The organism is Lacipirellula sp. (genome assembly GCF_965279485.1).
Classification (GTDB): domain Bacteria; phylum Planctomycetota; class Planctomycetia; order Pirellulales; family Lacipirellulaceae; genus Lacipirellula.
The window spans coordinates 1,385,081-1,398,083 of sequence record NZ_CBDIIC010000001.1; the positions used below are offsets into that span (position 1 = coordinate 1,385,081).

Annotated in this window: 10 protein-coding genes; 6 read left to right on the forward strand and 4 right to left on the reverse strand. The window is 62.4% G+C overall.

The genetic code is table 11. The annotated features are described in order from the left end of the window. Positions 1-7 precede the first annotated feature (7 nt). Positions 8-700 carry an HlyD family efflux transporter periplasmic adaptor subunit gene (locus tag ACQY7R_RS05880; RefSeq protein WP_428304659.1) on the forward strand — a complete coding sequence of 231 codons (693 nt, stop codon included), beginning with the start codon at positions 8-10 and terminating at the stop codon, positions 698-700. A gap of 122 nt (positions 701-822) precedes the next feature. Here the strand turns inward: ACQY7R_RS05880 and ACQY7R_RS05885 are convergent, their stop codons facing one another. Further along, on the reverse strand, positions 823-1,326 hold the full coding sequence (locus tag ACQY7R_RS05885; protein ID WP_428304660.1) for a DUF420 domain-containing protein: 504 nt from the start codon (positions 1,324-1,326) through the stop codon (positions 823-825). Positions 1,327-1,594: 268 nt separating this feature from the next. Between ACQY7R_RS05885 and ACQY7R_RS05890 the strand changes: the two genes are divergently transcribed. Together ACQY7R_RS05890 and ACQY7R_RS05895 are read left to right on the forward strand one after the other, a co-directional pair. After that, positions 1,595-1,786 carry a DUF6800 family protein gene (locus ACQY7R_RS05890; RefSeq protein ID WP_428304661.1) on the forward strand — a complete coding sequence of 64 codons (192 nt, stop codon included), beginning with the start codon at positions 1,595-1,597 and terminating at the stop codon, positions 1,784-1,786. 24 nt (positions 1,787-1,810) lie between these two features. Continuing rightward, a complete protein-coding gene (locus tag ACQY7R_RS05895; RefSeq protein WP_428304662.1) occupies positions 1,811-2,374 on the forward strand; it encodes an ion channel in 564 nt (187 codons plus the stop codon). 72 nt (positions 2,375-2,446) lie between these two features. Here ACQY7R_RS05895 and clpB read toward each other — a convergent pair whose 3' ends face one another. Together clpB and dnaK are read right to left on the reverse strand one after the other, a co-directional pair. Further along, positions 2,447-5,134, reverse strand: a complete 2,688-nt coding sequence (gene clpB, locus ACQY7R_RS05900; protein WP_428304663.1) for an ATP-dependent chaperone ClpB — start codon at positions 5,132-5,134, stop codon at positions 2,447-2,449. 207 nt (positions 5,135-5,341) lie between these two features. Continuing rightward, positions 5,342-7,249: a molecular chaperone DnaK gene (gene dnaK, locus ACQY7R_RS05905; protein ID WP_428304664.1), complete on the reverse strand. Its 1,908-nt coding sequence runs from the start codon at positions 7,247-7,249 to the stop codon at positions 5,342-5,344. 331 nt (positions 7,250-7,580) lie between these two features. On the opposite strand from dnaK, the gene pheA reads away from it, so the two are divergent. After that, positions 7,581-8,711 (forward strand): prephenate dehydratase, encoded by a 1,131-nt coding sequence (gene pheA / locus ACQY7R_RS05910; protein WP_428304665.1) that lies wholly within the window; start codon positions 7,581-7,583, stop codon positions 8,709-8,711. 326 nt (positions 8,712-9,037) lie between these two features. After that, positions 9,038-10,147, forward strand: coding sequence for a hypothetical protein (locus tag ACQY7R_RS05915; RefSeq protein ID WP_428304666.1), 1,110 nt, complete (start codon positions 9,038-9,040; stop codon positions 10,145-10,147). Between the two features lie 254 nt (positions 10,148-10,401). Here ACQY7R_RS05915 and ACQY7R_RS05920 read toward each other — a convergent pair whose 3' ends face one another. Beyond that, complete coding sequence (locus ACQY7R_RS05920; RefSeq protein WP_428304667.1) at positions 10,402-11,145, reverse strand: hypothetical protein; 744 nt, start codon at positions 11,143-11,145, stop codon at positions 10,402-10,404. A 496-nt stretch (positions 11,146-11,641) separates the two neighbouring features. On the opposite strand from ACQY7R_RS05920, the gene ACQY7R_RS05925 reads away from it, so the two are divergent. Continuing rightward, on the forward strand, positions 11,642-12,937 hold the full coding sequence (locus tag ACQY7R_RS05925) for an ATP-binding protein (RefSeq protein WP_428304668.1): 1,296 nt from the start codon (positions 11,642-11,644) through the stop codon (positions 12,935-12,937). Positions 12,938-13,003: the final 66 nt, after the last annotated feature.

The window sequence follows — 13,003 nt, forward strand, 5'->3', positions numbered from 1 at the left end:
TCGCTTCATGAACGCGCGTCCCGAACGAATTCCGATTCCCTCCGCCCAGCGCTGGGAGAACTTCCGCGAACGAGCGCTCCCCGCCATTTGCTTGGCGGCGACGCTCGCTGCATGCGGCTGGCTGTGGCAACAGCAAGGCCGCGTCGCGCCGTTCGTGCATGGCGAAGTCGGAGCGGAAATCGTCGATATTCGCAGCCCTGTCGATGGCCGCTTGGAACCGGTTGAGGGGCAACCAGGCGGCCAATGGCCGCTGTTCGGCAAAGTCTCCGCCGGCGTCACGGCCGCGCGCATTGCACTGGCCGTTGGCGAGGATAGCTCCCTCGACTTGTCGGCGCCGATCGACGGCGTGGTCACCAAAGTCAGCGGCCTACCGGGCCAGTGGGTTGGCCGGGGCGAAACGATTCTACAAATCGCCTCCTCGAAGCCGACGTTCATCACTTGCCATGTGCCGGACAACGGGTCGAAGCCCCCGGAACCGGGAACGATGGTCGCCGTCCGCTTGCGCGGCGGAGGTAATCGTTGGGCAGCAGCCGAGATTGAGGGCATCGGGCCGATCGTCGCTTCGGCGATCATCTACGACGGCACCAGCGGCGGCGCCACCACCCGCGGTTTGCCGGTGAGAATCACGCTGCCGACGGATCTGCCGCTGAAGCCGGGAACGCTAGTCGATGTGCGTTTCCCCCCTGGCACGCCGATGTAGGGCCGGAAGGCTCTTCAACCCTTAGCCCCTGGCTTCGCCAGGGGGTAGCGTTTCGTTTGGCGGCGCCTATTGGCATGGTGACCGACCCCCTGGCGGAGCCAGGGGCTAGAAATGCGTAAGCGCTACGCCACGAAGGCCAGCCAGTAGAAGATCCAGCCCGTGACGGCAGTCATCAGCATGTCCCACGCCGCGATCTTGCCCCACAAGATGTGGCTGCGGCTATGCGGCGCCGGCACGGGTGGATGCGGGTAGCGCCGTAGCGCTCTTACGCCAACCCACACCCACAAAATCGCCGTCGTCACCGCAAAAAGGAGGTGGATCAGCAGCATCCGGAAGACCCAACCCGGCGTTGCCGGACGCCCTAGCCCCTTCACGAAGATGGCGTCCCACACCGGCCCCGCTGACTCGACGGAAGCATAGTACGGCGACGCTTCCGCCCGTTCCCGCCAGCCGCTGAGGAACCGGACGTCGAGTTCGAACAGTGTGACGGCGACGCCCAGGACGACCATCAGCACGACCTGGATCTGCTTGTGGAGTTGGTAGTTCTGGCGGAATTTTACCAGCCAAATGCTCCACCCCAGCGCCGGAACGATCGCGAACATCGCCAGGAAAACGACGTCGAGCATGAGCGATGCTCGCGTTCCCAAAAACCCGTCTATTCCCGGATAGTCCATTGGTAGATTTTGCCAAACAGGGCGTTTCGCCGCTATCGGAGTTTCGCTTGGCGGTGGTTGGCGGTCTCTCTCGCCTCCGAGCGGGCGGACGGAATTGACGGGGGCGGGCGTGGCTGTTAGAACCGGGGATTCTCGACGAAGCGTTGCGGTCGCCCTGTCAGTTTCGGGCTCGATCGCCGTTCGATTTACCGACTAACGACCGTAGCTAAGGAACCATCGCGTGGGCGCCTCTCAACGTAAACGTGATCTTCGTCAACGCCGTTCGCGCCAGGAAAAGCTGACCAAGCTGAAGGGCAAGCTGCCGAAGGCGACGCAGTCGGAAAAGACCGAAATCGCCCGCAAGCTCCGCAACCTGACGCCTGGCGCGGAAGAACTGATCGATCGCTGGAAGCTCGTCGAGAGCGATCGCTAAGCCTAGCCCGAGGCGCCACGCGGCATGCGGCTCAATCCGATCAGAATGATCGTCCGCAACGCGCTGGAGTTTGCCGTAATTTTCGGCGCGTGGTGGGCGATTCTGGAAGTCATCGACTCCGGCCGCCTCGCTGCGCCGTGGGTGATCGCGACGATCTTGATCGTCGCCTGGGCGAAGACGCTTTTCTTCGGCGCAGAGAACATCCGCCAGCTGTGGCACGCCACGGCGCAAAACACGCCCTACCACAAGTTCATGCTGCTGATGCTCGTGAATATGTGGCAGATCATGACCTCGTTCGCGCTCGACTTTCACCTGCTCGACGTACTGCGGCGTGAGAGCTTCGCCGGCGTCAACGAATCGCTGACCGGCGCTGCGCTCGTCTTCGAGTTCTTCTACTTCAGCGCCCTGAACTTCATGTTCTTCGGCTACGGCGACATCACGCCGCAGTCGATCCCGGCGAAGCTGCTAACGCTCACCGAGATCACGCTCGCGTTCGTGACGGTGATCTTCTTGCTGTCCGACTTCATCAGCTTGAAGGATTCGCTGCGGCACGGCGCGCCCCGCGACGAGTCGCTGCTGAAACGCTAACGGCGCCGCAACGATCGCACTCAGTGCGTCGCCACGGCGCCGTTGTTAGCGTCGTCCTCACGAACTCGCGGATCACTTTCGTGAACCAGCCGGCTGATTGACCGCCCCGTCGTTGCGGCGGAAGAGGAACTCGTCCCCCTCGCCGTCGACGTCGACTTCAATCGTCGAGCCTTCTGGATACTCGCCCCGCAACAGCTCGGTCGCCAGCGGATTCTGGATCGTCTGCTGGATCACCCGCTTCACGGGACGAGCCCCGAACGCCGGATCGTAACCCAGCGTCGCGATCCGTTCCCGCGCCGCCGGTGTGACGTGAAGGTACAGCCCGCGCTTGGCAAGCTGCTTTTCCAGTCGCACCAACTGCAAGTCGACGATCCGACCGACCTGCGAACGATCGAGCGGATGGAACACGATGATGTCGTCGATCCGGTTGAGGAATTCCGGCAGGAATCGCGTCTTCAGCGCTTCGTCGAGCGCCTCGCGCATCTCTTCCTGCGTTCCATCCTCGGCCGCAATCTGCTGAATCACCTGGCTGCCGACGTTCGACGTCATCACGACGATCGTGTTGGTGAAGTCGACCGTGTGACCGTGATTGTCGGTCAGCCGGCCGTCGTCGAGCACCTGCAACAAGATGTTGAAGACGTCGCGATGAGCCTTCTCGATCTCGTCGAGCAGCACGACCGAGTAAGGACGCCGGCGGACCGCTTCGGTCAGCTTGCCTCCCTCCTCGTAGCCAACGTAGCCGGGAGGCGCGCCGATGAGACGGCTCACGGTATGCTTCTCCATGAACTCGCTCATGTCGATGCGGACCATCGCGTTCTCGTCGTCGAACATCGTCTCGGCAAGCGCTTTGCAGAGCTCGGTCTTGCCGACGCCGGTCGGACCGCAGAACAAGAACGAACCGATCGGCCGATCAGGATCCTGCAGCCCGCTGCGACTGCGGCGCACCGCGTTCGCCACGGCCCGCACCGCTTCGTCCTGGCCAACGACTCGCTGGTGGAGCCGTTCTTCCAGCACGAGCAGCTTAGCCCGCTCGGCTTCGAGCATGCGGCTCACCGGAATGCCGGTCCAGGCGCTCACCACTTCGGCGATTTCGTCGGGGCCGACCTCCTGCCGCAGCAGGCGTTTCTTCCCCTTCGAAGCCTCCGCTTCGGGCGTGCCTTGCACCTTCTCCAGTTCTTCGAGCCGTTGCTGCAGCTTCTTCCGCTTCGTGTCGAGTTCGTACAGCGACTGGTAGAAGTCTTCGCCGACCATCTGGCCAATCGACTGCCGTTCCTTCACGCTGGCGGCGAGTTGCTGGTACTCGTGGTCGGCCTTCTGCAATTCCTCGCGGACCTGCGCGACGTCGCCGACGCCGAGCTTTTCGCTCTCCCACTGCTCGCGGAGGTTGGCGAGCTCGCGACGGAGCTCGTCCATTTCCTCGTTGATGTCCTCGAGCCGCTGCTGCGCGTGCTCCTCTTTCTCGTCGGCCAGTTGCCGGGCCGCGAGTTCGAGTTGCACGAGCCGCCGTTGGATGCGGTCGATCTCCTCCGGCACGCTTTCGAGTTCCATCGCCAGCCGGCTCGTCGCCTCGTCCATCAGATCGATCGCCTTATCGGGCAAGAATCGATCAGCGATATAACGGTGCGAGAGTTCGGCCGCGGCGACAAGCGCCGAGTCCTTGATCTTCACCCCCTTGTGGTGAGCCTCGTAGCGCGGCTTCAGCCCACGGAGAATGGCGATCGTGTCCTCGACCGACGGTTCGCCGACGAACACCGGCTGGAACCGCCGCTCGAGCGCGGCGTCCTTTTCGATGTACTTGCGATACTCGTCGAGTGTCGTGGCGCCGATGCAGCGGAGTTCGCCGCGGGCGAGTTGCGGCTTGAGCAGATTCGCCGCGTCGTTCCCCCCCTCGGCGGCGCCAGCGCCGACGACGGTGTGGAGTTCGTCGATGAACAGAATCACCTGCCCTTGCGAATCTTGCACCTCGCGCAGCACCGCCTTGAGCCGCTCCTCAAACTCGCCGCGGTACTTGGCCCCGGCGATGAGGGCGCCCATGTCGAGCGCCACGACCTTCTTGTTCTTCAGACTCTGCGGTACGTCGCCTTGCACGATGCGCAGCGCGAGCCCTTCGGCGATCGCCGTCTTGCCGACGCCGGGGTCGCCAATGAGCACCGGGTTGTTCTTCCGGCGGCGTGACAGCACCTGAATGACGCGGCGAATTTCTTGATCGCGGCCGATGACCGGATCGAGCTTGCCTTGCGCCGCACGAGCCACGAGGTCGATGCCGTACTTTTCCAGCGCCTGGAACTTTCCTTCCGGGTTCTGGTCGGTGACTCGGGCCGAGCCGCGGACCTTCTGCATCGCCGCGAGCAGATCCTTCTCGCTCACCGCGTTGAGCTTTAGCGTGTCTTGCGCCTTCGACTTCACGCGGGCGAGCGCGAGGAGCAGGTGCTCGGTCGAGACGAAGTCGTCCTTCATCTCGGTGGCAGCTTGCTGCGCACCGTCGAGGACGCGCGACAGTTCCGCGCCTAACTGCGGCGGAGCTCCGCCGCTCGCCTTCGGCAAATGCGAAAGCTCGGCAGTAACGATCTGCCGCAACTGCTGCTGATTGGCGCCAATCGCGTCGAGCAACGGACGAACGATGCCGTCCTGCTCGTCGATGAGCGCCGCCAGCAGATGAAGCGACTCGATCTGCGGATTCCCCGCGTCGGCCGCAATCTCTTGCGCCCGCTGCACTGCTTCCTGAGCTTTCTGAGTTAATTTATCGAAACGAAAGGCCATAGGTTGGGCCTCCTTCCCGGCGAGACGGCGCCGACCGTTTTTTATTTACTTATCTTGAGCCGTCGCCGAGCGCTGACGAATTTTCAGGCGCTCGAACGACGGGTTAATTGAAACGAAATCTCGCGTTCACTGCAAAAAAATAGCTGCCAGCCAGGAAAACCTGGCCGGCAGCTAGTCGCTAGTCTGCACGCCTTACGGCTTCCTGACTTAACTCTTCACTTCGAACTCCGCGTCGATCGCGTCGTCGTCGGCGTTCGAACCGCCGGCTTGGGCTGACGCCCCTTCCGGTGCTCCTTCGCCGCCGGCGGCTGCCGACTTGTACAAGGCTTCGCTCATCGCGTGCGACGCCGCTTCGAGTTCCGCCACGGCGGTCTTGATGGCCGCCGCGTTGTCGCCCTTGGCTGCTTCGCGGACCTTCGTCACAGCCGCTTCCAGCGCCTGCTTGTCTGAGTCCTTCAGCTTGTCGGCGTTCGTCTTGATGGTCTTCTCGATTTGGTAAGCCATCGAGTCGGCCTGGTTACGAGCTTCGACAAGTTCACGCTTCTTCTTATCCTCTTCGGCGTGCGAGGCCGCGTCGGCCTGCATCCGCTTGATCTCGTCGTCGGACAAACCGCTCGATTGCTCGATCTTGACGGTTTGTTCCTTGCCAGTGCCGAGATCCTTCGCAGCGACGCTAAGGATGCCGTTGGCGTCGAGATCGAATTTCACTTCGATCTGCGGCACGCCGCGCGGGGCCGGCGGGATCCCTTCCAGGTTGAACTGGCCGAGGAGCCGGTTGTCCGCACACATCTCACGTTCGCCTTGGAACACGCGAACCGTGACAGCCGTCTGGTTGTCGTCGGCCGTGCTGAAGACTTGCTTCCGCTCGGTCGGGATCGTCGTGTTCTTTTCCACGAGCTTGGTCATCACGCCGCCGAGGGTCTCGATGCCGAGACTGAGCGGAGTGACGTCGAGCAGCAGGATGTCCTGGACTTCGCCCGAAAGGACGCCGCCCTGGATCGCGGCGCCGATCGCCACGACTTCGTCGGGATTCACGCCCTTGTGCGGGTCCTTGCCGAAGATCTCTTTGACGAGTTCCTGCACCTTTGGGATGCGGGTCGTACCGCCGACCAAGACGACTTCGTCGATCTCGCTCGGCTTCAGCTTCGCGTCCTTGAGCGCCTGCACCAGCGGAATGCGGCAGCGCTCCACCAGCCCGTCGACCATCTTCTCGAACTGCGCCCGAGTGATGTTCATCTGCAAGTGCTTCGGGCCGTTCGCATCGGCCGTGATGAACGGCAGATTGATGTCGGTCGATTGCGCCGTGCTGAGTTCTTTCTTCGCCTTTTCGCACGCTTCCTGCAAACGCTGGAGCGCCATGCGATCTTTGCGGAGATCGATCCCTTGCTCTTTCTGGAACTCGCCAGCCACGTACTTCATCAACGCTTCGTCGAAGTCGTCGCCGCCGAGGTGGGTGTCGCCGTTGGTGCTCATAACGCGGAAGACGCCGTCAGCAACTTCCAGCACCGAGACGTCGAACGTACCGCCGCCGAGGTCGAAGACGCAGATCTTCTCTTGCGCCTGCTTGTCGAGGCCGTACGCGAGCGACGCCGCGGTCGGTTCGTTGATGATGCGCGCGACTTCGAGGCCGGCAATTTGGCCGGCGTCTTTGGTCGCCTGACGTTGGGCGTCGTTGAAGTACGCCGGAACGGTGATGACCGCCTTGTTCACCTTGTGACCGAGGTAAGCTTCGGCCGATTCCTTGAGCTTGCGCAAGATCTTCGCCGAGACTTCGGGAGGAGTGAATTCCTGCCCGCCGACGTCGACCTTCACGTAGTCTTCCGGTCCGCCCACGACTTTGTAGGGGACCATCGTTTCTTCCGAAGCGACTTCGTTGTGCCGCCGGCCCATGAACCGCTTAATCGAGTAAACGGTCTTCGTCGGGTTGGTCACCGCTTGGCGCCGCGCGAGGTCGCCGACAAGGACTTCGCCCTTGTCGGTGAACGCCACGACGCTGGGGGTCAGCCGGTTCCCTTCCGGGTTCGGGATGACCTTCGCTTCTTTGCCTTCCATCACAGCAACCACCGAGTTGGTGGTGCCGAGATCGATACCGATGATTTTTTCGCCGCTTGCCATAAGTGTTAGCTCCTCTCCTAGTTGGAGGTTGATCGCTTAAGATATGCTGTATTTCAACGCGCAGCATGCCATCGCGGCAGCCGCCGTTTGTTTTTTCGAGGTACGGTCACATATTTATGCAAAGGCCGTGCCGGCTGGCTGGGCATGCCGCCCGATCGCTGTAAAGTACTGCAAAGTAACGAGTTAAATCGCAAGCTAGAATTGAGGGCGCGAACTGGACTAATTTCGCCAACTGTCAGTTTGGCAGCATTTAGCAAGCGCTCGACGCTTCCCGATTTCGGACGACATGCCAGTTTGACACCCACGTTCGCTCCGCCTCCCGCTCACTGCCATGGCCGCCAAAAAAGTCACCGCCGCTCAGCTTCGGAAGCTCGACCGCCAACTGGTCGACCTGCTCAACGAACGCGCCGCGGCGGCCATCGCGAACGGCGAGCTTGCCGAAGCTCGCGGCGAATCTGCCGCCGATCAAACGGCTTCAGGCGTCGCCGACCCCGCGGTGCTGAAGTATGCCACCGAAAACAACGACGGCCCCCTCACCGCCACCGCAATCCAGGCGATCTTCCGCGAACTGCTGAGCGGCATCCGCTCGGCAAACCAACCGATCCGCGCCGCATACCTCGGCCCCGCCTACACCTACAGCCACTTGGCGGCGATCGCCCGGTTCGGTCAGAGCGCCGAGCTCGTGCCTGTAGCGACCATCGCCAGCGTGTTTGACGAAGTTGAACAAGGGCACGCCCAGTTCGGCGTCGTCCCCATCGAAAACTCTACGGACGGCCGCGTCGCCGATTCACTGGAATGCTTGGCCCGCCTCAGCGCCGTTGCCAATGGTAACGGCAGCGGCGAATCGGGCGCGACCCACGTCCAAATCTGCGGCGAAGTGCCGCTGCGAATTCACCATTGCCTGCTCGGCCGAGGCGCCCGCAGCGAGATCCGCCGCGTTTGCAGCAAGCCCCAGGCGCTCTCGCAGTGCCGCAACTGGCTCGCCGCCCACTTGCCGGGGGTGAAACTGGAACCAGCCTCGAGTTCCGCCGAAGCCGCCAGTCTGGCGGCGGCCGAACCAGATACCGCCGCAATCGGCGCCGAACAAGCGGCAGTCAACAATGGATTGTCGATCCTCGCGCGGAACATCGAAGACAACGCGGAGAACGTCACCCGGTTCGCCGTTATTGGCGCCAACGCAGCGGAACGTTCGGGCCGCGACAAGACGGCGCTTGTGTTCGAAGCCCCCCACGAGCCTGGCTCGCTCGCCGATGCGATGGCAATCTTCAAACGCCACCGCCTCAACCTCACCTGGATCGAATCGTTCCCAATTCCGAGCGCTCGCGGGCGGTACCTGTTTTTCCTCGAATTCCAGGGGCACCCCGCCGAACTGCGGGTGAAGCGGGCGATTGCCTCGCTGCAAAAGAAGTCGCTCCGCCTTTCGCTGCTCGGGTCGTATGCCGAGTCGGAAGTCGTTGGCTAGCAGGTGAATGCCGCGGCGTCTTTTAGCCCCGGGCTCCGCCCGGGGGTGGCAGTACGAGCGACAACGCCAACCGGATTGGACGCCTACCCCCGGGCGGAGCCCGGGGCTTGAATACGACGCCGTGATCTAACGCTATCGCAGCCTCTTGAGGCGAATCGTCGACTTTGCGGCCTACGGCGACCCTACTGCTAGCAACCGCAGAATTGCGTGTTTCCGCTTCAAGTGGTCGATCGTTTTCACCGTGGACGTTGGGGAGGCGGTCGTCTCATGCCTGCAGACGCCGTCCACGTTTAACGCTGGCCAATGGACGGCCGGAAGGAATCACGATGAAGACCAATGGATGGGTCCTTCGCTGGGCCGCAGCTGCGCTGTTTGTCGCGCCGGCTTCAGCGTTCGGCGACACGGGATATTCGGTCGCCTCATTCTTCGACGAAGCTGAAACGGTCGTTGCGTCCGACGCACCCGTTCAATGCGAACTCGCCCGCTGCCAGAAGTGCAGCGGACCGTTCTTCTTCGCCGGAACGGAAGCGACGTTGATGAACGTCAACGCGACCACCGGCGGACGGATCACGGCTTCGTTCTCCGATACGACGGCGCCCGGCGTCTCGACCTTCGCAACGGTCGACGGCGACGGCATCAACGACAAGTTCGCCGCCGCCCCTCGCCTATGGATGGGCCTGCAATTAAACGAGCGGTGGGCGGTCGTCGGCCGCTACTGGAATCTGGAAACCAGCAACCAAGACACGCCGCCGGCGCCGAATCCCGCCATTCCGAACACCGGCAGCAACTTCGCCACGATCTTCGAGACGAATCGCGCTCACCTCCAAACCGCCGACATCGAAATTGTCCGCAGCTTCCGGCCGGGCAAGTGGAAGATCGACGGCTCGCTCGGCGCCCGTCAGGCGATGATCGGCACCGAGTCCGACTTCCTCGCCTTCGGCGTCTTCACGACCGGTAACTTTATCAACCTGACGCTGCAAAACGGCTTCAGCTTCAACGGCGCCGGCGGTACGACGGGCATCAACGTCCGTCGCCAAATCGGCGACTCGCCGTTCACGTTCTTCTCAGGCTTCCGCGTTTCGTACCTTGGCGGCCACACCGATTCGTTCGGCCGTTCCGACGGCACCGTGGCCTCCTCGCCGAGCGCGCCGCTCGTCGGCGCCGCGACGGTGCGCCGCGCCGACGCCGACGCCGAGCTTGATATCTTGGAATACCAGATTGGTCTGCAGATGGACTTCCCGCTGAAGTACATCCCGGCCAATGCGTTCTTCCGCACGGCCCTCGAATACCAGCAATGGGACGTCGACGGACCGCCAACGGGCGGCGCCGGCTTCGGCGGCACGATCGGCGAACTGACGACCAATTCGTTTGCTTCGGCCGGCATCGGCGGAGCTAACCTGGTCGGTCTGGCTCTTGGCTGCGGCTTCACGTGGTGATCTCGCCGCCGCGATAACGAAACTCTCCCCACGACGGCCCGGGAACACTCGCGTTCTCGGGCCGTTGTTTTTATAGCGTCGAACTTGGGCGAGTATTCAGCTTCGTCGCCAGCATGACGCGACGCGCGAACAGGATGCGGCGACCACGCGACCGCAGCCTCATGCGCGGGTCGGCATACCCAAAGCCGATCGCCCTCGCGCCGGTGGGATTTGCTGCTGCCCGTTTAGCAAGAGCACGCGATCGCCGATTAGCTTTAGCGATTCGTCTCAGGCCGACGGGCGCCGGGCGAAATCGTGTTGGCCGGCTCGCGATTGGTGACGCCCAGCACGCCCTGGAACGCCGCCGGATCGATGGCCGCTCCGCCGCCGACCGGATAGCCGGCGTACGGGCCCCAGGGAGCGGTATTTAACCAGATGTACGCCGAAGGTTGAAGCATCGCTTGTGCGGCAGCGTCGCGATCACTTGCGCGTTGCTGGGCGCGCTGCTGCGCCGTTTGTTGCTGATTCCGCATCGCCTCTTGCGCGGTCTGCGCCGCCTGATTGCGCGTGCGGGTAGCGTTCTCCGCCGCTTGCTGGCTCGCTTGGTTGGCCTGCATCGCGCGATCGACCGACATTTGGCGAGCCGATTCAAAGGTCTCATGCTGGCGGTTTCGTTCGGCTTGCTGCTCTTCGAACGTGATCAGCCACAGCTTCATCTGCTCCGGCGAGAGGCGCTTTAACTCTTCCATATACCGTTGCGATTGCGAAGGCGTAATCCGCGCCGAACGAGCCATGTGGTCGACGAGCCACTCGCGAGCGGCGACCATTTCCGCGCTCTCCCAGATAGCGGCACGTGCTTTGTCGATCTCGGCCTGCGACTGCGGGGTGGATTCCGTGTAAGGCGCATCGGTCGGCGGCGGAGTCGCGCCGGTCGGAGCCGCGGGTTGCGCGTGCCCCAGCCCTGCTCCGCCCAGCGTTGCCATGACCGTCGTAGCGAGGATTGATCGGATTCGTTTCATCGTCGAACTCTCTGCAAGGTCACGGCCTGGATCGGCCATCCTTCACGTTGGTCGGCCAACTTCGATTATACGTCTGAATTATTCTCGCCACGAACGGAAACTAACGCTCCGCCCCCCGATGGGCCGTGAATCCAAGCTGCGGGCAAATCCGTACTCACTAGCAAGAGTTTAGGGCTGCAGCCCCAACTGAATCATTCGCAAAGAAGCCAAAAGCCCATTCCCATGCGCACACTTGGAATGGTCGGAGAGAGCGATTTTGTAGGGTTAAACCCCCATGAGGGAGTTATTGGTAGCGGGCTACAGGATTACAACTCCGCAATATTGCGTCGCTTTTTGTGACATATTGCATAATAAACAGCCAGACTCTTCGCTGTCGTGGTGCTTGATCGAAAGTTAAGGGCCGAGCTAACGTGGAAATCCACGACTCAATGACTGGCAATTAAGCGGCCCCCTCCTCATTATTCGCATATCCCCTCCAACCCCTCGTGCGGTTTCCGTGAGAATCGTCCTCGCACAGATTGTTGGCAGCGCAGCCCCCATCGTCGGGGAGCTTGCGATCCAGACCGATCCAGTTCCCGCCGAGGAGCGGATCGCTCGCCTTGAGGCAGAAGTGGCTCGACTGGAGGCGGCGCTCCATGAGCGGGCGACGGAACTCGACACACTTTTAAACGTCATCCCCGTCGGCATCGGCGTGGCGTTCGATCCGCTTTGCAAACGGATCCGCACAAACAACACCCTGGCCAATTTTCTCGATCTCGACGCGGCCGAGAACTCGTCGAAAACCGCCGATGCGGCCGAACGTCCCACGAACTTCGTCTGCGTCGGCCTCGACGGGCGGCTGATCCCCGACGATCAGCTGCCGATGCAGATCTCCGCGCGCGATGGAACCGAGATTCGCGACCTTGAGTTCAAGATTATCCACGAAGATGGTCGCATCATGCGGATGCTGGGGTACTCGGCGCCGCTGAACGATTCGTCCGGTAACCCGCGCGGATCCGTCGGAGCGTTCATCGACATCACCGAGCGGCGCAAGGCAGAGGAGAACGAACGACAGCGACTGGCGGAAATCGCCCACGCGAATCGCCTCTGCACGCTGGGCGAAATGATTTCAGGCCTCGCTCACGAACTGAATCAACCGCTGGCTGCCGCCAACAACTTCGCCCGCGCGTGCCAACGCTGGCCGCTAACCTCCGGACAAGAACTCCCGGCCGACGTCCTCAGCCTGCTGCAAAACGTCTCGAAGCAGACGGAACGCGCGAGCGAGATCGTCAAACGGCTTACCACGTTCGTGAAGAAAAACGCGTCTCTCTCGGCGGGAGTCGACGTTAACGAACTGGTCGCCAGCGTGATCACGCTGACGAAGTCGTGCTTCGGCCCCGCGATGGGGCGAGCCGAGGCGATTCCGATCATCGCGGAGTTCGGCCCCGCGCTGCCGATGATTGCGGCCGATTCGATTCAGATCGAACAGGTGCTCGTCAATCTGATTCGCAACGCCCTCGAATCAACCGTCGATTCTGGCGCCACTCAACCGGTGATCGTGCGCACTTCCCTGCAAAAGGAGTGCGTCCGACTCGACGTCATCGACTATGGAGCGGGCATCGCGGCCAATGCCCTCTCGTCACTATTCCAGCCCTTCTTCACAACCAAGCAGGAGGGCCTGGGCCTGGGCTTGTCGATCAGCCGCTCGATCATCGAGAACCATGGCGGCCGACTTTGGGCGGAAATCAATCCGGAGCGCGGGGCGACGTTCAGCTTTGAACTACCGATCGATTCGCCTCCTAGCGCTCGGTAGCCTGCCAACGCCGCAGTCGAATCGGATTGCCGCTCCTCCGGCGGGCGCCTATCATCTGCCACTAAG